Origin of the sequence: Serinibacter salmoneus (assembly GCF_002563925.1) — a bacterium.
Taxonomy (GTDB): Bacteria; Actinomycetota; Actinomycetes; order Actinomycetales; family Beutenbergiaceae; genus Serinibacter; species Serinibacter salmoneus.
This window is the reverse complement of the sequence record NZ_PDJD01000001.1, coordinates 486,674-507,560: the sequence shown is the minus strand read 5'-3', so window position 1 is coordinate 507,560 and position 20,887 is coordinate 486,674. Positions and strand designations below refer to the sequence as shown.

Annotated in this window: 17 protein-coding genes, 1 tRNA gene and 1 pseudogene; 8 read left to right on the top strand and 11 right to left on the bottom strand. The window is 71.7% G+C overall.

The genetic code is table 11. From position 1 onward, the window contains the following. Window positions 1-3: 3 nt before the first annotated feature. The 4 genes from ATL40_RS02060 to ATL40_RS02045 all read right to left on the bottom strand — a co-directional run bounded on the left by ATL40_RS02060 (window position 4) and on the right by ATL40_RS02045 (window position 4,822). Complete coding sequence (locus tag ATL40_RS02060) at window positions 4-1,050, bottom strand: NUDIX hydrolase (RefSeq protein ID WP_245866604.1); 1,047 nt, start codon at window positions 1,048-1,050, stop codon at window positions 4-6. A 25-nt stretch (window positions 1,051-1,075) separates the two neighbouring features. Then, window positions 1,076-3,223 (bottom strand): RNA degradosome polyphosphate kinase, encoded by a 2,148-nt coding sequence (locus ATL40_RS02055; RefSeq protein WP_098468089.1) that lies wholly within the window; start codon window positions 3,221-3,223, stop codon window positions 1,076-1,078. Window positions 3,224-3,293: 70 nt separating this feature from the next. Further along, complete coding sequence (gene mshD / locus ATL40_RS02050) at window positions 3,294-4,193, bottom strand: mycothiol synthase (RefSeq protein WP_098468088.1); 900 nt, start codon at window positions 4,191-4,193, stop codon at window positions 3,294-3,296. Then, on the bottom strand, window positions 4,190-4,822 hold the full coding sequence (locus tag ATL40_RS02045; RefSeq protein ID WP_098470214.1) for a hypothetical protein: 633 nt from the start codon (window positions 4,820-4,822) through the stop codon (window positions 4,190-4,192). Before ATL40_RS02045 ends, mshD begins: the two co-directional genes overlap by 4 nt. A gap of 69 nt (window positions 4,823-4,891) precedes the next feature. Here ATL40_RS02045 and ATL40_RS02040 point away from each other — a divergent pair, with 69 nt between their 5' ends. Next, window positions 4,892-5,752, top strand: coding sequence for a transglutaminase-like domain-containing protein (locus ATL40_RS02040; RefSeq protein WP_245866601.1), 861 nt, complete (start codon window positions 4,892-4,894; stop codon window positions 5,750-5,752). Window positions 5,753-5,798: 46 nt separating this feature from the next. On the opposite strand, the gene ATL40_RS02035 is transcribed toward ATL40_RS02040, so the two are convergent. Continuing rightward, window positions 5,799-6,017, bottom strand: a complete 219-nt coding sequence (locus tag ATL40_RS02035; RefSeq protein ID WP_098468087.1) for a hypothetical protein — start codon at window positions 6,015-6,017, stop codon at window positions 5,799-5,801. After that, on the bottom strand, window positions 6,014-9,043 hold the full coding sequence (locus tag ATL40_RS02030) for a glycoside hydrolase family 2 TIM barrel-domain containing protein (protein ID WP_245866599.1): 3,030 nt from the start codon (window positions 9,041-9,043) through the stop codon (window positions 6,014-6,016). The genes ATL40_RS02035 and ATL40_RS02030 overlap by 4 nt, the downstream gene beginning before the upstream one ends. Window positions 9,044-9,191: 148 nt before the next feature. On the opposite strand from ATL40_RS02030, the gene ATL40_RS02025 reads away from it, so the two are divergent. Continuing rightward, a complete protein-coding gene (locus tag ATL40_RS02025; RefSeq protein ID WP_098468085.1) occupies window positions 9,192-10,190 on the top strand; it encodes a DUF389 domain-containing protein in 999 nt (332 codons plus the stop codon). Window positions 10,191-10,733: 543 nt separating this feature from the next. Here ATL40_RS02025 and ATL40_RS15660 read toward each other — a convergent pair. From ATL40_RS15660 to ATL40_RS02010, 3 genes and pseudogenes are all read right to left on the bottom strand, one after another. Continuing rightward, a pseudogene (locus ATL40_RS15660) lies at window positions 10,734-11,702 on the bottom strand (DUF222 domain-containing protein); the annotation flags it as partial. 637 nt (window positions 11,703-12,339) lie between these two features. Then, window positions 12,340-12,876, bottom strand: a complete 537-nt coding sequence (locus ATL40_RS02015) for a GNAT family N-acetyltransferase (protein WP_098468084.1) — start codon at window positions 12,874-12,876, stop codon at window positions 12,340-12,342. 168 nt (window positions 12,877-13,044) lie between these two features. Then, window positions 13,045-13,482: an META domain-containing protein gene (locus ATL40_RS02010; protein ID WP_098468083.1), complete on the bottom strand. Its 438-nt coding sequence runs from the start codon at window positions 13,480-13,482 to the stop codon at window positions 13,045-13,047. Between the two features lie 176 nt (window positions 13,483-13,658). Between ATL40_RS02010 and ATL40_RS02005 the strand changes: the two genes are divergently transcribed. From ATL40_RS02005 to ATL40_RS01995, 3 genes are all read left to right on the top strand, one after another. After that, window positions 13,659-13,731 (top strand) — tRNA-Lys (locus tag ATL40_RS02005). A gap of 150 nt (window positions 13,732-13,881) precedes the next feature. Then, window positions 13,882-15,261 (top strand): magnesium transporter, encoded by a 1,380-nt coding sequence (gene mgtE / locus ATL40_RS02000; protein WP_098468082.1) that lies wholly within the window; start codon window positions 13,882-13,884, stop codon window positions 15,259-15,261. Between the two features lie 90 nt (window positions 15,262-15,351). Continuing rightward, the gene (locus ATL40_RS01995; RefSeq protein WP_169925856.1) at window positions 15,352-15,663 is read left to right on the top strand and encodes a GNAT family N-acetyltransferase; all 312 of its coding nucleotides are present in this window, start codon (window positions 15,352-15,354) and stop codon (window positions 15,661-15,663) included. 21 nt (window positions 15,664-15,684) lie between these two features. Here the strand turns inward: ATL40_RS01995 and ATL40_RS01990 are convergent, their stop codons facing one another. Together ATL40_RS01990 and ATL40_RS01985 are read right to left on the bottom strand one after the other, a co-directional pair. Further along, window positions 15,685-15,912: a hypothetical protein gene (locus ATL40_RS01990; RefSeq protein ID WP_098468080.1), complete on the bottom strand. Its 228-nt coding sequence runs from the start codon at window positions 15,910-15,912 to the stop codon at window positions 15,685-15,687. 556 nt (window positions 15,913-16,468) lie between these two features. Next, window positions 16,469-18,298, bottom strand: coding sequence for a threonine/serine exporter family protein (locus ATL40_RS01985; RefSeq protein ID WP_098468079.1), 1,830 nt, complete (start codon window positions 18,296-18,298; stop codon window positions 16,469-16,471). Window positions 18,299-18,436: 138 nt separating this feature from the next. Here ATL40_RS01985 and ATL40_RS01980 point away from each other — a divergent pair, with 138 nt between their 5' ends. From ATL40_RS01980 to ATL40_RS01970, 3 genes are all read left to right on the top strand, one after another. Continuing rightward, complete coding sequence (locus tag ATL40_RS01980) at window positions 18,437-18,697, top strand: GlsB/YeaQ/YmgE family stress response membrane protein (protein WP_098468078.1); 261 nt, start codon at window positions 18,437-18,439, stop codon at window positions 18,695-18,697. Between the two features lie 180 nt (window positions 18,698-18,877). After that, window positions 18,878-19,354 carry a Fur family transcriptional regulator gene (locus ATL40_RS01975; RefSeq protein WP_098470212.1) on the top strand — a complete coding sequence of 159 codons (477 nt, stop codon included), beginning with the start codon at window positions 18,878-18,880 and terminating at the stop codon, window positions 19,352-19,354. A gap of 48 nt (window positions 19,355-19,402) precedes the next feature. Continuing rightward, on the top strand, window positions 19,403-20,884 hold the full coding sequence (locus ATL40_RS01970) for a catalase (RefSeq protein WP_098468077.1): 1,482 nt from the start codon (window positions 19,403-19,405) through the stop codon (window positions 20,882-20,884). Window positions 20,885-20,887: the final 3 nt, after the last annotated feature.

Here is a 20,887-nt window from a genome sequence, read left to right as displayed (position 1 = left end):
CGGTCAGACCCGGGCGCGGTGCAGTTCCACAGCCACGATCCTCAGGCCCCGGCGGTGCCGCGGCAGCACGTGCGCCACCAGCACCTCGCCGGTGCGCAGATACGGATTGGCCTGCGGCAGGCGTGCCCGCACCCGGTTGGGCGCCACCGCCGCGAGCGCCTGCAGCACCGTGGGCAGCACCGGCCGATGGGTGCACAGCACTGCGCCGATCGGCGCCTCCTGCCTGCGGCGGAAGAGAGCGAGGATCTCCGAGACCGAACGCCGTGCCCGCCGCGGGGAGGCGGCATCCGCCGCCTCCGTCAGAGTCGGTACCGTCACCGCTGCCACGCCCGCGGCCTGAGCGTAGGGTGCGACCGTCGCCGCGCACCGCTCCCACGGACTGGTGAAGACCTGCTCGGCGCCGAAGGCAGAGAGGGTCTCCGGGAGATGACTGGCCTGCCGCAGGCCGACCGCGGTCAGGGGCCGCGTCTCCTCGCCGCCCGGCCACGCGCTGCGTTTCTTCGCCCGCGCGTGGCGCAACACGACCAGGGCGTGCGTGGCCAGGTGGCCGTCCTCGAACAGGTCCACCAGGGCATCCAGCGGTGCGCGGTCGGATGGACTGGTCAGCATACGCCGCGCCTGGGAGGCCGACACCCAGCGGGCCTCGTCCACCTCCGCCTCGTCGCACGGCGGCACCCCCCCGCGCGCCGCGGCCGCCGGTGAGGAGTGATCGAGCGCCCGGGCCGACCAGTAGTGGCAGATCTTCGCCCGGCCGTCCGGGAGCCGGTAGCGCACGGCGGGCAGCGGCTGCCCGAGCGCGACCACCACCCCGGTCTCCTCGGCGATCTCCCGCACAGCGCAGGCCGGGAGCGTCTCGCCCGCCACGATCTTCCCCTTCGGCCACGACCAGTCGTCGTACTTGGGGCGATGGATGAGCAGTACCTCCAGGGCGCGCCCGACCACCCGCCAGACCACGGCGCCCGCAGCGTGAACCGCGGGCGCCATCAGCGCACCGTTCGAGGCGTCAGCGAGCGCGGCGCGCTGCGCCGTCCCCGTTCCCCCTGCGGCCATGCTCCACCCCCGTTGCCGCGAGCGGTCACCGCACCCGCGCGCGCTGGCGCGGGGTGAGGGAGGCCTGCAGGTCCAGCAGCGGCTGACCCGCCTCGTCCTTGGCGTGGCGCACCCAGCGCTGCTCGCCGTCCTGGTGCACCTGGTGCCAGGAACTGGTGGTGTCCGCGAGCGACACCTCGAACAGCCGCGCGAGCTGCGCCTTGTGATCGGGGTCGGTCAGCCGCACCAGCACCTCGACCCGGCGGTCGAGGTTGCGGTGCATGAGGTCGGCGCTGCCGATGAAGTACTCCGGGTCGCCGTCGTTCGCGAAGGAGTAGATCCGGGAGTGTTCGAGGAATCTGCCCAGGATCGAGCGCACGGTGATGTTCTCACTCATGCCGGGCACGCCCGCCTTGAGCGCGCAGATCCCGCGCACCACCAGGCCCACCGGCACCCCGGCCTGCGAGGCTCGGTAGAGGGCATCGATGGTGGCCTCGTCCACGATCGAGTTGACCTTGATGTTCACCCACGCCGGGCGACCCGCCTGGTGGTTGGCGATCTCCCGCTCGATACGGGAGACCAGCCCGGTGCGGATGTCGCGTGGCGCCACGAGCAGGCGGTGGAACCGGCTCTTCGGGGCGTACCCGGAGAGCTGGTTGAACAGCCGAGTCAGGTCCTGCGCGACCTCGCCGTCGCAGGTCAGCAGGCCCAGGTCCTCGTACAGCCGCGCGGTCTTGGGGTTGTAGTTCCCGGTGCCGACGTGACAGTACCGGCGCAGCCCGTCGTTCTCCTGACGCACCACGAGCGAGAGCTTGCAGTGCGTCTTCAGCCCCACGATGCCGTAGACCACGTGCACCCCGGCGCGCTCCAGTTTGCGTGCCCAGGAGATATTGGCCTGCTCATCGAAGCGGGCCTTGATCTCCACGATCGCCAGTACCTGCTTACCGGCGTCTGCGGCGTCGATCAGGGCGTCGATGATCGGCGAGTCGCCCGAGGTGCGGTAGAGGGTCTGCTTGATCGCCAGGACCGCCGGATCGGCCGCCGCCTGGGCCAGGAACTGCTGCACGCTGGTGGAGAACGCGTCGTAGGGGTGGTGCAGCAGGATGTCGCGCTCACGGATCGCCGCGAAGAAGTCCGTGGGGCTGGCGCTCTCCACCTCCGCCAGGGCACGGGGGGTGCGGCCCGCGAAGCGCGGGTACTGCAGATCGGGCCGGTCGGTGTCGGCCACCACGTTCAGGCCGGTGAGGTCCAGCGGGGCGGGCAGCTCGTACACCTCGTGCTCCTGCACGCCCAGTTCGCGCACCAGGAGACGACGGATCTGGTGGGACATGTCGGGTGCCAGCTCGAGGCGCACCGGGGGGCCGAACCTGCGGCGCAGCAGTTCACGTTCGAGGGCCTTGAGCAGATTCTCCGCGTCGTCCTCCTCCACCTCGAGGTCCTCGTTCCGGGTGACCCGGAAGGTGTGGTGCTCCACCACCTCCATGCCCGGGAAGAGGTAGTGCAGGTGCGCCGCCATCAGTTCCTCGAGGGAGATGTAGCGCGTGGTGGTCTTCTCCACCTCACCCTTGGCCACGGCGTCCTCCACCGCGATCATCCGGGGCAGCGACGGCGGCACCTTCACTCGAGCGAAGTGCTCCTTCTCGGTGGCGGAGTTGCGCACGACGACCGCCAGGTTCAGGGAGAGCCCCGAGATGTAGGGGAACGGGTGAGCCGGGTCCACCGCGAGGGGCGTCAGCACCGGGAAGATCTGCTTGCGGAAGTACTTGTGCAGCCGCTCCTGCTCGCTGGGCGAGAGGTCGGCCCAGTGCACGAATGTGATCCCCTGCTCCGCCAGCGCCGGCTGCAGCAGGTCCGGCAGCACCCGTGCGTGCCGCTCCATCAACTCATGGGCGCGCAGCGAGATCGCCTCGAGCACCTGCCGCGGTGTGAGCCCCGAGGCGGCCGTCACGGCCAGCCCGGTGGCGATGCGGCGCTTCAGGCCGGCCACCCGCACCATGAAGAACTCGTCCAGGTTCGAGGCGAAGATCGCCGCGAACCGGCACCGCTCCAGCAACGGCAGGTCCGGGTCCTCCGCCAGCTCCAGCACGCGCTCGTTGAAGGCGAGCCAGGAGAGTTCACGGTCGGCGAACCGATCGGCGGGCAACTCCGGCTGTTCCGGGCTGGGGGAGGTCTCGGCGACGGCCTGTTCGGTCATGGGGCTATCGTGTCACCCCACCGCCGGGAATGCGACGACGGAACGCACCCGGCACCGCCTGGTCACCTGCTCACCCGGTCGCCGCCACGTACTGGACATCCCGCGTTTCCACCGCGAATCCCTGTCCCTCGTAGAGGCGGACCGCGGCCAGATTTGCGCCGTCCACGTACAGTTCCACCTCGCGCCAGCCACGCCGCGCGACCTGCGCGAGGGCCTCCGCGAGCACCCGGGTGCCCACCCGTCGCCCGGCCTGCTCGGGGTCGACCGCGAGGACGTAGATCTCGGCGCGCTGCGGTGCCTCCGCCTTCACCCACACGCTGGCCGCGGGTCGCGGCGCCACCTCGCCGCTGGCGCTGCGTGGGTAGGCCAGCCACATCAGGGCGGGTTCGAACCACGCCTCCGCCTCTCGGGCCGCGAGGTCGTCCTGGCCCCACCGGCCCTGCTCGGGATGGTCGGCGAACGCGCGCCGGTTGAGGTCCAGCCACAGCGCGCGATGGCGGTCGGGGTCGGTCGCCTCATCGAGCGCGACCAGGTCCAGGGTGACACCGTCCGCTGCATCCACGGCACCGCCCTCGCGTGCCTGCGCCTCCCCCAGTGCACGGGACATCTTCAACAGTTCACGGACCGGCCGCAGGCCGGCACTGGCGGCCAGCGCACGCGCACCGGGCAGATCACCGTGTGCCCACAACCGCGTCTCGGGCTCCTCGGCGAGCACCTCCCCCAGCGCCTGGCTACCCCACCCCAGGCGGCGATGGGCGGGGTCGACCATGAGCTCCACGGCGTCGTGCGCCCGTGCCGCGAGGGCCACCAGGGCCCCGTCCCCACCGCGCCACGCCAGGTGCCCGGGCCTGCCGCCCTCCAGCGCCAGGCGGTGGTCCTCCGAGAGCGCGGCCACGCCGTCGTGCTCGGCCACCCGTGCGGCCAGCGCAAGAGCCTCCGCCACCTCGATGCTCGCCTCGGCCCCGCTCATTCCAGTACTCCCGCCCGGGCGGCGCGTGCCGCCGTCTGCAACTCGGTGGCGGTGCGCGCCAGGCGCCCCGCTCGCTCGGTCGTCTCGCGCGCCTGCTCGCCGTGCGGCAGACCATGCAGATCGGCCCCCAGCGCGGCCCCGGTGGCGACCACGCGGTAGAAGGCCGCGGCCCGGTCCAGGGCCACGTCGAGGTCGGAGGTCACCGCCCCGGAGAGCACGGCATCGGCCAGGTCCGCCACCTCCGCGGGTCCCGGTGGCGAGGCGACGCCCGCCACCGCGTCCGCGACGACGGCGCGCTGCGCCCCCAGCCCGTAGGCCTCGGCGACCTCCCGAGGATCGGTGCGTATCCACTCCCTCATGGCGTACAGCCGCCACAGCGCGCCGGGCAGGGAGTGCGGCGTCGCATCCGCCCACAGCGCCGCCACCACCTCCAGGCCCTCGGTGTCCACCAGTGTGACCACCCGGCGCACCACCTCGGGATCCAGGTCACCCTCGCGGGAGACCACGGCCTGCGCCGTGACGTGGGCGACCTGCACCCGGTCGGCGGGGTCCACCCCGCCCGGGAGTTCTGCGGCCTCGATCGGGTCCAGGGAGGCCGGACGCCTGGGCCGGTGTGCGCCGTCGTGCATCACCCCATTGTCACCCCTGTGTGCCGCGACCCCCTGTGGCGAGGCCCGGACGCCCCGTAGGCTCGGGGGGTGCTTCGCCATGTCACCTCCGCCATCGACCTGACCCTGGGCGACGGCGCTGCCTCCCTGGCCTTCATGGTCGCCCTCGCCCGGGTGCCCGGGCTGCGCATCACCGAGGAGCTGACCCTGCGCGTGGGGGACGAGGAGGTGGTCCCCGAGGAGATCCCGACCGCGCACCACGGCGTCATCCACGCGCTCGAGGTCGCACCGGAGCTCTCCGGGACCCCGCTGAGCCTGCGCTACCGGGCCACGGTGGAGTCCACGTGGGACGAGATCGACGCCGCGCACGACGACGAGGACGGCACCGAGATCATCGGCGAGGCCGGCGGACCGGTGGACCTGCTGATGTACCTGCGACCCAGCCGGTACGCCGAGGCCGACCGCCTGATGGGCATGGCGAAGGCGGAGTTCCCCGGCCTCTCGGGCGAGGAACTCGTGCTCGCGGTGGGCCACTGGGTGTGGGAGTACCTCTCCTACACCCCCGGCTTCAGTCGCGTGACCGACGGCGCGGTGGAGTGCCTCCTGGCGCGGCAGGGCGTCTGCCGCGACTTCGCGCACGTGGTGGTCGCGATGCTGCGCGCCCTGGACATCCCCGCCCGCGTCGCGGCCGTGTACGCCCCGGGCCTGGACCCGATGGACTTCCACGCCGTGGCCGAGGCCTGGGTGAACGGCGCCTGGCACGTGATCGACGGCACCCGCCTGGCACCCCGCCAGTCCTTGGCCCGGATCGCCACCGGCCGCGACGCCGCCGACACCGCCTTCCTGACCAGTCACGGCGCGTGGCTGCGGCTGGACTCCCTGTCCGTCTCCGCCGTCTCCGATCCGTACCTGCCCAAGGACGCCCACGGGCACCTTCTGCGCATGCCGTAGGCCACGGACGTCTCGCGGCTGCGCCTCCTGGCACCCACCTACTGCGCTAATACGGCTCGACGGTGGTGCGCTCCTCGATCGGCAAGTCGCCGGGGAGGATTAGCCAGATGAAGTCACCGATCACGATCCCGCCGTACGTGTCGACCAGCTCGAGGTAGTCGCTCAGATCCGCACTACACAGCGCTCGCAGGCGCTCCCGGGCCCAACCCGTGACGGCGTTGCGCGGCGGGTCAGGCACCGGGAGCACCCGGGCGAGGTCAGTCATCGCTGCCATCCACCGGGAGTGCGCAGACGGAGCTGGATCGTGGCCGGCGCCGGTCGCAGCGCCGCGTTCGGCAGCACGCCGGGGCCACACGCGGCGGTCCCCAAGCCGTGCTGCGCGGCATCCAGGTGCAGGTGCAGCAGCCCGTCGGGCGCCACCTCGTGCGGGTGCGCGGCGGCGTCCAGGGCCCCATCCGACCACGGCCGTGCGCTGAACTCGGCGCCCTCGATCACGCGCGTGCCCAGGGTGACGTCGCCGACCTCCAGCTCGAGGTCGCCGCCCGCCAGACCCAGGCGCACCTGGGTCACGCCGCGCCGGGCGCCGTTCTCCTGCGGCACCGAGTAGGTGGTCTGGAGCTCATCGACCGTGTGGGCGTAGCGCCCGTGCAGCGCCGCCCGGGTCGAGTCCGCATAGGACTCCCCCGGCCCCTGCCCGACCCACTCCACCGCGACCGAACCGGCCTCTGCCTGCTCCAGCGCCAGCCACCAGCCCAGCCGAGCCACGGGACCCGGCCACACACCGTCGGGCACCACACTCACGCTCACCTCCGCGGTGCGCTCGTCCACGACGCGCCAGGTGTAGCGCACGGCGAGTCCGCAGTCGGTCCCGGCCCCGGCGGTACGCCCGGTGACCACCAGCGCCCCGGCCACCAGTCCGGCGTCGTCCAGCCGCTCGTGCAGTCGGGACAGCCCCGCCCGTTCCCAGACCTCGCCGTCGGCGGGTATCGGTACGACCTCGCCCCCGGTCTGCCCGCCGGGCCGCCGGTCGTTGTCGGTGCGGGCGCGCCAGGCATCGATGCGGGAGTCCGCGACGGCGGTGTCGCCGATGCTGACCGGCCGGCCCGCGCCGTCCAGTCGCACCGGGCCCACCTGCCAGCCGTCGGCCAGCGCGACCACCTCACCGGTCGGCGTCTCCAGCCCGGCATGCGGGCTGAGCATGACCTGCCCGGCCCCGAGCACGAAGTCCTCCGGCTCCCACTCGGCGCGCGACTCGGGACGCACCTGCGCCCACATCCGCCACCACACGGCCGGCCCCTCCGGCATTAGGGGGATCTCGGCGCCGACCGCCTCCGGGGTCAGCAGCAGCGACTCGCCCGGTGCGATGACCTCGGCGTCGACCTCGCCCGTGGCGAGCTCCTCGCCGTCGGCCAGCAGCGCCCATGTCAGCGCGACGTGCTCGGTGCTGCGGAAGGCGTACCGGTTGCGCACCTCGATCGTGCCTGGGAGCTGCTCGATCGCCTCGATGCGGATCGGGGCGTACACGGCCGCCATCTCGACCATCCCGGGCGAGGGCGTGCGGTCGGGCAGCAGGAGCCCGTCCACGATGAAGGAGCCGTCGTGCAGTTCCTCCCCGAAGTCGCCGCCGTAGCCGAAGGAGGGCGTGCCGTCGGCGGCACGGGTGGCGATCCCGTGGTCGATCCACTCCCACACGAACCCACCCATCAGGCGCGGGTGGGCCTCGAAGAGGTCGTCGTAGTCGGTGAAGCCGCCGGGGCCGTTGCCCATCGCGTGCACGTACTCGCACTGCATGAACGGCATCGCGCGGCGGCGCGCGTCCAACTCGCCGTCGCCGAGGGCGGGCTCCTCGCCGCGGCCGATCAGCGCCACCTCGTGGGTGGAGGCGTACATCCGGGAGTAGACGTCCACGTGCTCACTGGACCAGTCGCCCTCGTAGTGCAGCGGTCGGGAGTCGTCCAGGCCACGGATCGCCTCCGCCATCGCGGCCAGGTTGCGCCCCGTGCCCGCCTCGTTCCCCAGCGACCACATGATGATGCTGGGGTGGTGGGCATCGCGCCGCACCATCCGGGTCACCCGGTCCACCAGCAGCGGGGTCCACGCGGGGTCGTCGGTGGGGTTGCCGCGCCAGCCCTGCAACTCGAAGCCGTGGGTCTCCAGGTCGTTCTCGTCGATGACGTACAGCCCGTAGGCGTCACACAGTTCGAGGAAGGCCGGGTGCGGCGGGTAGTGACTGGTGCGCACCGCGTTGACGTGGTGCCGCTTCATCAGCAGGACGTCCTGCAGCATGGTCTCCGCGGTGACCGCGCGCCCGCGCGTGGGCTCGAACTCGTGCCGGTTCACGCCGTAGAGCTTCACCGGGGCGCCGTTGACGGTGAACACGCCGTCGGTGATGGCGATCGTGCGGAACCCGATCCGGACCTGGACGGTCTCCGCGGGCGTGGACACCGTGGCGGTGTACAGGCGGGGCGTCTCCGCGCTCCAGGGCTCGACGGCGACGCTCACCTGCTCCCCGGCGCTCACCTCGAGGCCGAGCTCGGGCACACGCACGACGGGGGCCTGTGCGGCGTCGGTCGTCTCCGCACTGATGCGCAGGGTGCCGAGGCCGGAGACGTGGTCGTACTCGGCGCTGACCTCGACGTGCTCGATGCCGCCGGCGGGTCGGTGCTCCAGGGTGACCTCGCGGAAGATCCCAGACAGCCACCACTGGTCCTGGTCCTCCACGTAGGTCTGCGCGGACCATTGCGTCACGCGCACCGCCAGCAGGTTCTCCCCCGGGCGAACGAGCTCGGTGACGTCGATCTCGGTAGGCAACCGTGACCCGTGCGAGGTGGCGCACGGCACCCCGTTGACGGCGACCTCGAACCAGGAGTCGACGCCCTCGAAGCGCAGCACGAGGCGGCCGTCGGCGGTCTCCTCGGGCGCGACGGCGAAGGTGAGGCGGTACTCCCCGGTCGGGTTGGCGCGGGGAACCCGGGGCGGATCGACCGGGATCGGGAAGATCACGTTGGTGTAGGCGGGCTTACCGTAGGGCCAGGCATCGGGCGCCTGCGCGAGTTGCCAGTGACCCGGCACGGTCAGTTCGTCCCAGCCCGCGCCGTCGTCCGCCGGATCGGCGCCGGTGGCGGCCTCGGGGAAGAGGCGGAAGCGCCAGGTGCCCGAGAGATCGCGGCGGGAGGCGTTGCGGTCGTACCACCGCGCCGGGCGCACGCCGACCGGCACCTCGAGGCTCTCGTGGCCCGGTAGTTCGGTGCTGGGGGCATCGGTGGTGGATGAGGTAGGAGTAGCAGACACGGTGGCAGTCCTCGTCGTCGGGGCACCGGATGGTGACGTCATCACAGCCTACCGCGGGAGGTCGACCGCGCGCACGGGCCGGATCCGCGCCCTAGGCTCAGATCCTTGACTACCCCCGAGTCTCGGGCTCATGGAAAGAGGACCATCGATGGCCGCTCAAGTGCTGCGCCATGTTCTACCGGAGGCCCAGCGGCGCACGCTGGAGGAACTGAAGGACTCCCTCGACCTCTCCTCAGGGGATCACCGGCCGAAGAAGTCGGCCTACTGGACGATGCTCACCCTCTCCGCGGTGATCGCCTCGGCGGGCGTGCTCTCGGATTCCACCGCCACGGTGATCGGCGCCATGATCATCGCCCCGCTCTCCACGCCGATCATGGGCTTCGCGCTCGGCCTTGCGACGGGTCGCCTCCAGGGAGGGCTGCGATCCTCCGTGCACTTCACGGTGCTCGGGGCGCTGTTGGTGATCGGCATCGGCGTGGCGTTCTCCCTGGTGCTGCCCGGCACCTACAACCTGACCGCGAACGAGCAGATCGCCGGGCGCACCTCCCCCGGGTTGCTGGACCTCATCGCCGCGATCGCCACGGGTTTCGCCGGGGCGATCGCGTTGGCGCGGCGGGACGTCGCGGCCGTGCTTCCGGGTGTCGCGATCTCCATCTCGCTGGTGCCGCCGCTCGCCGTCGTCGGGGTGTGCCTCGGGGAGGGCTCCTGGGGCCTTGCCGTCGGCGCCCTGACGCTGTTCATCTCCAACCTGCTGGCGCTGGTGCTGGCCGGGACCCTCGTGTTCACGGCACTGCGCCTGAACGAGCACGTGGTGCGACCCCAGCGCCGAGTGGTGTTCGCGATCAGCGCGTTGCTGGTCGTGGTCGGCATCCCGCTCGCCACGAACACCGCCTTGACCTACTTGCTGGCGGTCTACACCGACCGCGTGCACTCGGCCGCCGTGCAGTGGCTCGAGGACGACCCCACGGCTCGGGTGACCGAGGTACAGGTGCATTCCAACGACATCGTGGTGGACGTACGTACGGCGGGTGAACTGCCCGAGATCGACGAGCTCGTGGCGATCCTGGACGGCCGGGTGCCGCCGGGGTACGAGGTCGTCGTCGCGACGACGCAGGGCGAACGGATCGAGGCGGGCTTCACCTCGTAGGTGCATCGCTGCCACCGCCTGGGTCGTCGCCGCACGGGTCTCCGCGGCCAGTGTCACCGCCGCGTGGGGCCCATCTCCGGGGTCGGGCCTGCCACCTGGCGCTGGACCCCCTGCGGGGTCGGGCCTGTCTCCGGTGCCACTGCCCGCGGGTCCGCGGCATCCTGGGCCCTCGCCCGCGCCGGGCCTTCCCGCGGGGTCGGGCCGATCGCCGGGGTCGAGCCGTTGGTTGGTGTGCCTGCGCTCGTGGTTCGGGTTGGTGGGTCGGCGCTTGGTGTTCGGTGGTGGCGGGGTCAGGAGGTGGTCGTGGGTGCGGGTGGTGGCGCCCAGGGGGATGCCGGTGGGGGTCGTGAAGGTGAATCCGGTGGGGGTGCGGGTGATGGTCAGGTGGCGGGTGTGGGTCTCGTGATGGTGGTGGCTGCACAGGGAGATGCCGTTGGCCAGGCACGTGTCGCCGTGGTTGTCCCATTCCAGGATGTGGTGGACCTCGCACCATTCGGCGCGCATGGTGCAGCCGGGGTATTGGCAGTGCCGGTCGCGGACCATGACCGCGCGGCGTAGCTCCCCGGTGAAGGTGCGCTGGGCGCGCCCGATGTCCAAGGGTGCACCGGTGGGGTCCAGCACGAGGCGCTGCACCATCGCGTCACATGCCAGGACCTCCAGGGCGGCGTAGGGGATCAGGGTCCCATCCAGCAGTTGCGCCAACGGGGGCGGTGAGGTGAGCCCGCTGGCGGTGAAGGCGCTGCTGCTGGCGCGGGTGATCGCCGCGCCGGGGCAGGTGGCTTGTCGGCGGCGGTGGCGCAGCAGCAGCCAGGTGTCTTCCCGGATGAGGATGTTCAGGTGGGGGCGTACCTGCGCACCTGGCTTGTGCTTACCGCTGCTGAGGGCGTGGTCGGCGAGCATCACCAGGGCATCGGCGTGTCGTTGCTGCCCACTGCGGGTATCCCCCAGGGCGGGGGTGGGGGTCAGTGCCTCCAGGGCGGTGCGCACCTTCGCGCCGGCGACGGGGTCCAGAAACCCCTCCAGGGCAAGGCCCCCGCCTCGGGGGCGCAGCCGCAGGTGCCGCTGGGAGCGAGCGGCCTCGAAGGAGGCGTCGGCCTTGTCGGCTTCCAACGCCGCGGCCTGGGCCTGCAGTTCCCGCCGCAGCTCCGGGACGCTGGCCTGCTTGGCACGTTGCAGGATCATGCCCTCCCGGGAGGCGAACTCCTCGCGCACCGCGGGCGCCAGGCCGCCCAGGACGCTGCTGATCGCACGCACGTGCCCCTCGCTGACCTGCCCGGTCGTGGCGGCCTGCCGCACCTGCGGCAGCAGCCGCAGGGTCGCGCCGGCCTGAGCCTCGGCACGGGCGGACCCCAGGCCCTGACGGGAGGAGGCCGCGCGGTCGGTGACCGCATCACGCGCATCGCGCCCACCTCGCTGCGCCACCGTGGAAGCGATCCCCGCCAACCGGGTGCGTGTCACTCCCAGGACCGAGGCGCAGGTGTCCACCAACGCCAGGACCTCGCCCAGGCTCATCCCACCCGCACCATCCACCCCGCCGGGGTCCAGCACCGCACTCGGACCGGCACCGGCCTCGACCAGCGCCTCCGCCCGCGCCACAACCTGCGCCAGCTCCCCCACCACACCCCGCGCCCGCACAGCCGCGCTGGCGAGATCAGGTGGACTGGCGGGGACGGCAGCAGTGTCAGGGGCGGCAGGGCTAGCAGGAGCCGCAGGTGCGGCAGGCGCCGCAGGTGCGGCAGGCGCCGCAGGTGCGGCAGGCGCCGCAGGTGCGGCAGGCGCCGCAGGTGCGGCAGGCGCCGCAGGGCCACCAAGGGCGGAAGGATCGGCTGGGGACGGGGGCGATGTCGCGGGCCCAGCAACGCTCGCGACGGGGTTGGCGCCACCATCACGAGCGCTCGTGGTCTGCGGCGCCGCGCTCGGCGCGAGCTCTGCGACCATCCCCTCTCACCCCCTGACTGAGATCAGTGATTCGAACTGATGTAGCCAGACTAGAACCAGGGACTGACATCCTCCACCCGCACCGAGTCCCTGTGGACAACCACACCGGAGCCACCACCCCGCGGGGACGTGGCTCCCCGGGGAGGGGGGGGAGGAGGAGGAGGAGGCGTGAGTCTCACGGCGAGATGATTCGCTGGTCGAGCGGGCGGAATCAGGCCGTGAGCCTCTCCAGCAGGACGCCTTCGCCACCCGTGAACTCGACTCCGAGGAACACTGGACCTCGCTCGATCTCGCGGAAACCACACGAGCGGTGCAGCGCGAGGGAAGCGAGGTTGCGGGCGTTCACGATGCTGCGCAGCAGTCCGGCATTGCCCGGGCGGTGCTCATCCAGGGTGGCGAGGAGGAGCCGGGCGACACCACGCCGTCGGACATCAGGGAGGACGGCGAGTCCTCCGACGTACCACCCGTTCGGTGCGTCCTCGGGTTCTCGGAACCTGGCCGAGGCCCAGCCGATCACGCCCTCGCCGGCGGCGCCGAGGTCGGTGAGCACGGCGACGAGCAGGATGGTGCCGTGCCTGCCCATCAGCGCCCGGAGCGCCTCGAGGAATCCCGCCGGGGCCATGCCGCGCGCGGCGCGTTCGACCTCCACGATCGCTGTCACGTCGTCGACGTCGGCGGCTCGCACATCGACGTCGAGCGTCCGGGCAGGGCGGGTCGTCGCCGGTCGGTACTCGGCGTATCCGGACATTGCCGCAGCTCCCCGATGGTTGGAACGACGGGCTCGCGAATCACGAAACCGGGGCCTGTGGGGGACGCGACTGCCTCGCGAAGGGGACGCAACTGCCTCGCGAGCGCGAGGGAACAGGCCCCACCAAGGCACCGCAGCCTGCCGCCCCTCAGGCAGCCACCCGCGGGCTCACTCGGTCGGGTCGTAGCGCAGTTCCACACCCTCGCCCGTGAGCACCAGCCCGCCGTCCTCTACCGATCCTTCGCTCACGCCCTCGAGCGCAGTGGTGTAGGCGTACTCGGCCGTCATCACAGCCTCGTCGCAGGCCATCATGGTCTGCATCAGCGGTCCGAAGGTCACCGCGTTGCCCTCGACGGTTGCGGTGCCGTTGTAGGTGTTGCAGCCCGAGTTGCCGTGCACGGTGCCCTGCCCGTCCACCTCCAGGGTGATCGGGGACCCCTCCACGGGCTCCACCGCCCCGTTCGGCCCCTCGCCGGAGGTCAGCGTCCAGTTCCCCTGGATGCTGAACGCCTCCAGGTCCCCGCTCTCGCTGGACGTGCTGCACGCACTGAGCGCGACCATCAGGCCGAGTGCGGCAGCAACGGAGAAGGGACGGGACGGGCGCATGGGGAACCTCCGGGGACACAGGGTGAGTCAGCGATCCACGTGACATCGAACCACGCGTGCGCAGGCCGCGCGAATGCTCGCTCGCGGCGAGGCGATTACCCTGCGCGCAGGCAGGGCCGTACCCTGGTCGGGCACAGCACGGTGACCGACCAGTGGCCGGGATCCGCCGCGAGCGCGGGCCTCTAGCTCAATTGGTAGAGCAACGGACTTTTAATCCGTGGGTTGTGGGTTCGAGCCCCACGGGGCCTACTGCGACCCACACGCACCTCCCCCCTCGGCGACTCGCGCCCTCAGATCGTGCCAGACTGCGTTCACCAACCATTCACCCCGTCGGCAGGCGGGGCGCTGCGGGGTGGGCGAGAATCCTAGGGCCGGTGACCGCGACCCGGGAAGGCACCCATGCGCAGCGCAACTCCCCCACCCACCACACTCGACCTGCATCAGGCGATCGCCCTGGGCACCCCGAAGGCGATCGAACTCTGGCTCGACCTGGTGGACGACCCCGTCGATCGGGCGGACCAGCTCACCGACCTCACCCGTGAGGAGGTGGTGCAGCTCGCGCGCACCATCCCCCCCGCCCAGGCCGCCGACCTCGTGGACACCCTCGACCTGCACGTGGCGGTGGACGCCACCCGCATCGCGCCGCCGGAGAACGCCGCCGCGATGCTGACCCGGATGGAGTCCGACCGGGCCGCCGCGCTGCTGCGTGAACTGGACCCCCCGGAGCGGGAGCGACTGCTGGCGGCCATGCCCACCGAGCGGGTCCAGGTACTGCGCGGACTGCTGCAGTGGCCGGAGGGCTCCGCGGCCGCGCACATGGTGCCGGATGTCGTCACGGTGCAAGATTCCGCCACGGCCCGTGAGGCGATCCACGAGGTGCGCACCCACAAGGCGAAACTGCGCCAGGACTCCCACATCGGCGCCTACGTCTTCGCGGTGGACGACGAGCAGCACCTGCACGGCGTGGTCTCCTTCCGCGACCTCGTGCTCGCCGACCCCGATGTGGTGGTCCACAACCTGGTGGAGCACGACGTGATCACCGTGGAGGCCCTCACCGATCAGGAGGAGGCCGCCAAGGTGCTGGTGAAGCACCGCCTGCTGGCCCTGCCCGTGGTGGACGGCGACAACCGGCTGCTGGGCGTGGTGACCTCCGACGACGTCTCGGACATCGTGGAGGAGGAGGCCACGGAGGACGCGGAGCGGCAGGGCGGGTCCCAACCGCTGGAGGTGCCGTACATGCGCGCCTCCCCGTGGCTGCTGTGGCGCAAGCGCATCGTGTGGCTGCTCGTGCTGTTCGTGGCCGAGGCCTACACCGGGACCGTGCTACAGGCCTTCGAGGACGAGCTGGACGCCGTGGTGGCCCTCGCCTTCTTCATCCCCCTGCTCATCGGCACCGGCGGCAATACCGGCACCCAGATCACCACCACCCTGATCCGCGCCATGGCCACGGAGAACGTACGACTGCGGGACGTGGGCCGGGTGATCAGCAAGGAGCTGACCACCGGGGTCTTCATCGCGGCGGCGATGGCCACCGCCGGGTTCATCCGGGCGTGGACCCTGGGTGTGGAGTCCCAGGTCATGATCACCGTGGCCGTGGCACTGGCCTGCATCGTGCTGTGGTCCTCGCTGATCGCCTCGATGATCCCGCTGCTGCTGAAGAAGCTGCGCGTGGACCCCGCCGTGGTCTCCGGGCCCATGATCGCCACGGTCGTGGACGGCACCGGGCTGCTGATCTACTTCGAGGTGGCCAGGTGGCTGCTGCCGGAACTGGGCGGCTGATCACGCCCGGCTCGAGGCCGGGTGGCAGGGTTTCCCGACGGCGCAGCCACCTGTGGCGCCATGCCCACCATCGGCAGCACACTGGAGGGCATGACCGCCACGGACTACGACGACGTCGCCATCTCCCATCGCCCGGAGCGGCAACGCTACGAGCTCGCGATCGGCGATGAGGTCGTCGGGATCGCGGCCTACGACGTGATCGACGGCGTCACGGTGTTCAACCACACGGTCGTGCGCGATGCCCACGAGCGGCACGGGCTGGCCGGACGACTGGTGCAGGCCGCCATCAGCGATGTCACCGGGCAGGGCGGCACCTTCGCCGCCACCTGCTCCTACGTGCAGCACTGGCTGGAGAAGAACCACCAGTTCGACGACGCCCTGGTACCGGTGCCCACGCCCTGACGGCACCCGGCGCTACCGGCGTCAGCGCCGTCGAACCGGAACGACCTCCAGTCGGCGCCAACTCCACCACGCCACGAGCGCCGCAGCGATCGATCCCGCGCTTGCGAAGGCCTGGGCCTCCATGAGGACCCGGTAGTCCGGGGAGTCGTTCGCCCCAACGAGCACATCGGTCGTCTCCAGCAGGATCCCGGAGGCGAGGGCCGCGAGCGCGCCGATGCCCATGACGGCCACGAACACGACCCGCAACACGCGAGACCGACCACGTCATCACCAGTGCCATGGCCACCCCGCGCCACCCCCAGGGAACCACCACGAGGACCGCGACCGTGACCGTCATCGCGATCGTGGTGTGACCGGAGGGGAAGGAGTTGTGCGCGATCGGCTGATCCGCGCCGATGAGATCGGGGCGTGGCAGCACGAAGCGCTTGAGGACTTCCGCCGCACCGAGCCCCACCGCGATGATGCCCACACCGGCGGCAGCGAGCCGCATGCCCCCGCGGATCAGGCCGATCACACCGATCAGGGCCATGGCGACGGCGAGGCTCACCTTGGTGATCGCGTCCAGGGTGTCATCGGCCACGGCACGCTCGTCCGTCGGGACATCTGCGGAGCCGGCGAGCGCCGCGTTCTCCCAGCGTTGACCGGTGTCGGTGAGCACCGCCAGCACGTACACGAGCGCGAAGAGCACCAGGGCGGCTACGGCGATCCCTACCCAGCGCGCACGGGCGCGGCGCAGGGTCGCCCTCGGGGCGGGGTGGGTCACGTGGCTCACCCGGCCATCGTCACACCCGGTACGGCCGAGCGCCTACGACTCGCCCTCGCGACCGGGGTCCAGGTCGTCCTCCCAGTGCGCACCGTCCTCCGGCACGTACAGGGCCGACTCGAGCGGGTACTGGTCGTCATGGATCGGGTAGCCGGCCTCGTCCCCGGCCCCGAGGTCCGGGGCATCGGCGGACCGCTGCGTCTCGCCCCCGGCGCCTACCGGATCCTCGCGGCCAGGCACCTCCCGCCCCTCCACCACCCCGGGCCCCGACCAGCCCTGGTCGATCTGCTCGACCTGCGGATCCTGCGCGTACGGGTACAGCGAGTCATCCGGCTGCTCCGGAGAGACCGGGGCCGACGTCGAGGCTGCGTCGCCGGCCGCGGGGGTCTCGTGCAGCACGGGGGCAGCGCCTGCGAGCGCGGGGGCCACGGTGCGCCGCCGGCGCCGGACCGTGCCGCGCAGCAGCACCTGGCGCGGCGCGGTGCCGATGCGCCGCGCGAGGAACTCGCCCAGGGTCACCCCGGCGGCCAGCCCCAGAGCGATCATCGCCGCATCCAGCAGCAAGGCGGCACCGCCGGTCCCCGGGTTGGAGTCCACGAATGCCAGCAGCCCGCGGTAGATCGCGAGACCCGGCAGCAGCGGCACGATCCCGCACACGGAGGTCACGACCGAGGGCACCTTGAGCTTCCCGGACATCGACTCCGAGACGAACCCCACCACCAGCGCGGCCAGCGCCGAGGCCACAGCCGCGCCGAGGTTGGCGTCCAGGCCGGCGGAGTAGACAGCCCACGCGATCGAGCCGATCCCGGCGGCGATCAGGGTGATGCGCCACCCGGCGTGGCAGGCCAAGGCCCACATGGCGGCCACCACGGCCGCGGCGATCAGTTCCACCACCAGCGGCAGCGACACCCCGGGCAGGTCCACCAGGTCCAGGGCGACCCCACGCCGCCGCGCAGCCGCCAGGACCCCGCCCACACCGATCGCCAGACCGAGGGTGAGGACGAGCACCTCCACGGCGCGCGCGGAGGCCGTGAGCGGATATCCGTTCACCGCATCGCCCACGGCACCCACGAAGGACATCCCGGCCAGCAGCACCACGATCGTGGAGCCGACCACGACCGAGGGCCGCACGTAGTTGAACGCCTCCGGCATCCAGGACTGGTCAGCGAGCAACACCACCGCCACCGCGGTCACCAGGCCCGCCCCGGCCATCTGGGTGAAGAAGGCCGGCAGGCCCCACTTGCTGAGCGAGGTCACGAGGGCGTCCAGCGCACCCGCGGCCACCACGGAGATCAGGACCACGAGCCAGGTACCGCCGAGCAGCACGGCCACGGCCCCGGCGAGGACCGCCATCTGCACCGTGACCAACGAGCGGCGGTACTTCACCGGCTGGGAGATGATCGCGTCCAGCTCGCGGTGGGCCCGCTCCAGGTCGACACGGATGGCCGTGTAGTCCTCGTCCGTGGAGTCGGCGCGAAGCCGCGGACCCTCGCGTTCCACGATCTCGTAGGCCAGGGTGCTGGCGGCGGCGAGTCGGCCGTAGTCGGCGCTGCGGATCTCCACCACGCGCATCATCGTCACCGGCGGGCGGGAGGCCCCGGGGTCGTAGGCGACGACGAGCGAGGTGAAGGTCAGGTCGACCTGCAGTTCCAGTCCGTACGCGCGGCCGATGCGGCGCACGGCGTCGGTGACGTCGGCGGCATCGGCGCCGAGCGAGAGCAGCGCCTCGCCTACTCGCACGCACAGTTCGAGGATCCCGTTGACCACCACCTTGGGGTCGATTCCAGCCTCCGTGCGCCTGCCTGCGGGCGCGACAGGGACCCCGCCGGACAGGAGGCGGGAGACACCACTGACGAGTCGCCGGGCACGCACCCCACGAGGCTATCCGCACGGGGCGTGCGCACGCTCACGGCCCCGGTGTCAAGGCCGGGACGAGTATTGCGGGGGCCTTGGACCGGGACGTTCCGGCGGTGTCATCCTGGCGCTTCAGCACCACGAAAGGGGAGATACATGGGCATCATCGGTTGGATCGTGTTGGGTCTCATCGCCGGAGCGATCGCGAAGGCGATCCTGAAGGACCGTGCGCCCGGTGGGCTGCTCGCCACGCTCCTGCTCGGGGTGATCGGAGCGGCTGTCGGGGGCTTCCTCGGCAGTGCGATCTTCGGTGTGGGACTCGAAGAGTTCTGGAGTATCCAGACTTGGCTGTTGGCGATCCTGGGATCGCTGCTCGTGCTGGCGATCTACGGGGCCTTGGCCAAGCGCAGGGCCTGACCCGAGGCGGGTCGTCGTGCCCGGTGCGCCGAGGTCTGGCGCACCGGGCACGTCGCTCGGGGCCATGGGGCATGCCGCGCGGGTGAGTCGCACCCTCCCCCACCGCACGCTGCCCGCCCCGCTAGCACCGGTCGCTAGTTGTGAATCACTCATATCTGTGATGTAGTCATGGGTATGGAGATGACGGTGAGTCAGGAAGGCGCGGCCATGCTGCGCGCCGCCGGGCTGCGCGTCACCCAGCAGCGCCTGGCCACGATCGCCGCGCTGGCCGAGCGGCCCCACGCCGACACCGAGGACGTGCACCGCGCCGTGCGCGCCACGCTGCCGACCATCACGGTGCAGTCCCTGTACGTGGTGCTCGCGGCCCTGACCGAGGCGGGCCTGATCCGCCGCATCGAGCCGGCCGGGTCCCCCGCCCGCTACGAGCTGCGCACGGGCGACAACCACCACCACGTGGTGTGCACCCGCTGCGGCGCGATCGCGGATGTGGACTGCGCCGTCGGGCACGCCCCGTGCCTGACGCCCTCGCACGACCACGGTTTCGCCATCGCCTCCGCCGAGGTGACCTACTGGGGCCTGTGCCCCACCTGTGCCCGGACCGACCCGGACGCGGCACCCGGCCCGGCCACGCCGTCGGGCACCCCTGCGCCCGCCTGAGCGCCCCAGACCCCCACTGTCCAGTTCCACCCCTATTGGAGGCATGCCATGACCCAGCCCCACACGACCACCAACGCCGGCGCCCCCGTCGCCAGCGACGCCCACTCCCAGAGCGTCGGCAACGACGGCTCGATCGCGCTGGTCGACCACTACCTGGTGGAGAAGCTCGCCCAGTTCAACCGCGAGCGTGTGCCCGAGCGCGTGGTGCACGCCAAGGGCGGCGGCGCGTTCGGCACGTTCGAGGTCACGCACGACGTCAGCGCCTACACCCGCGCCGCCGTCTTCCAGCCCGGGACCACCACCGAGACCCTGCTGCGCTTCTCCTCCGTGGCCGGCGAGCAGGGCTCCCCCGACACCTGGCGCGACCCGCGCGGTTTCGCGCTGAAGTTCTACACCTCCGAGGGCAACTATGACCTCGTGGGGAACAACACCCCGGTGTTCTTCATCCGCGACGGCATCAAGTTCCCCGACTTCATCCGCTCCCAGAAGCGCCTGCCGGGCAGCGGCCTGCGCGACCACACCATGCAGTGGGACTTCTGGACGCTCTCCCCGGAGTCCGCGCACCAGGTGACGTGGCTGATGGGTGACCGCGGCCTGCCCAGCTCGTGGCGCCACATGGACGGCTTCGGCTCCCACACCTACCAGTGGACCAACGCCGCCGGTGAGCGGTTCTGGGTGAAGTACCACTTCGAGACCCGTCAGGGGAACGAGACCCTCACGCAGGCGCAGGCCGACCAGATCGCCGGGGAGGACGCGGACTTCCACCGCCGCGACCTGCACGCCGCGATCGAGGGCGGCGACTTCCCGCAGTGGGACCTGTTCGTGCAGGTGATGCCGTACGAGGACGCCAAGGACTACCGGTTCAACCCGTTCGACCTCACCAAGGTGTGGCCCAAGGGCGACTACCCCCTGATCCCGGTGGGCGTGCTCACGCTGAACCGCAACCCGGAGAACTTCTTCGCGCAGATCGAGCAGGCCACCTTCGCGCCCTCGAACTTCGTGCCCGGCATCGGCCCGAGCCCGGACAAGATGCTGCAGGCCCGCATCTTCAGCTACGCCGATGCGCACCGCTACCGCGTGGGCACCAACCACGCCGACCTGCCGGTCAACGCGCCCCGGAACGAGCGCCACTCCTACTCCAAGGAGGGCTCGATGCGGTACAGCTTCACCCCGGCGCACTCCCCCGTGTACGCGCCGAACTCCCTCGGTGGCGCGCACGCCGACCCCGCCGCCGCGGGCGACGCCGGGAACTGGGCCAACGACGGTGAGATGGTGCGCGCCGCCGCCACCCTGCACCCCGAGGACGACGACTTCGGTCAGGCCGGCACGCTGGTGCGCGAGGTGATGGACGACGCCGCCCGCGACCGGCTGGTGAGCAATATCGTCGGCCACGTCTCCCAGGTGGAGCGCCCGGAGTTGTTCGAGCGGATCTTCGCCTACTGGAGCAACGTGGACGCCGACCTCGGGGCACGCGTGGCGGCCGGGGTGCGTGAGATCACGCCCGCGGCTCGCGAGGGCGCGAGCGTCTGAGCC

Excerpts from the sequence above, each read along its gene's own strand:
- ATL40_RS02060 (WP_245866604.1), bottom strand. The coding sequence starts at position 1,050 with ATGGCCGCAGGGGGAACGGGGACGGCGCAGCGCGCCGCGCTCGCTGAC.
- ATL40_RS02055 (WP_098468089.1), bottom strand. The coding sequence starts at position 3,223 with ATGACCGAACAGGCCGTCGCCGAGACCTCCCCCAGCCCGGAACAGCCG.
- mshD (WP_098468088.1), bottom strand. The coding sequence starts at position 4,193 with ATGAGCGGGGCCGAGGCGAGCATCGAGGTGGCGGAGGCTCTTGCGCTG.
- ATL40_RS02045 (WP_098470214.1), bottom strand. The coding sequence starts at position 4,822 with ATGCACGACGGCGCACACCGGCCCAGGCGTCCGGCCTCCCTGGACCCG.
- ATL40_RS02035 (WP_098468087.1), bottom strand. The coding sequence starts at position 6,017 with ATGACTGACCTCGCCCGGGTGCTCCCGGTGCCTGACCCGCCGCGCAAC.
- ATL40_RS02025 (WP_098468085.1), top strand. The coding sequence starts at position 9,192 with ATGGCCGCTCAAGTGCTGCGCCATGTTCTACCGGAGGCCCAGCGGCGC.
- ATL40_RS02015 (WP_098468084.1), bottom strand. The coding sequence starts at position 12,876 with ATGTCCGGATACGCCGAGTACCGACCGGCGACGACCCGCCCTGCCCGG.
- ATL40_RS02010 (WP_098468083.1), bottom strand. The coding sequence starts at position 13,482 with ATGCGCCCGTCCCGTCCCTTCTCCGTTGCTGCCGCACTCGGCCTGATG.
- mgtE (WP_098468082.1), top strand. The coding sequence starts at position 13,882 with ATGCGCAGCGCAACTCCCCCACCCACCACACTCGACCTGCATCAGGCG.
- ATL40_RS01995 (WP_169925856.1), top strand. The coding sequence starts at position 15,352 with ATGACCGCCACGGACTACGACGACGTCGCCATCTCCCATCGCCCGGAG.
- ATL40_RS01980 (WP_098468078.1), top strand. The coding sequence starts at position 18,437 with ATGGGCATCATCGGTTGGATCGTGTTGGGTCTCATCGCCGGAGCGATC.
- ATL40_RS01975 (WP_098470212.1), top strand. The coding sequence starts at position 18,878 with ATGACGGTGAGTCAGGAAGGCGCGGCCATGCTGCGCGCCGCCGGGCTG.
- ATL40_RS01970 (WP_098468077.1), top strand. The coding sequence starts at position 19,403 with ATGACCCAGCCCCACACGACCACCAACGCCGGCGCCCCCGTCGCCAGC.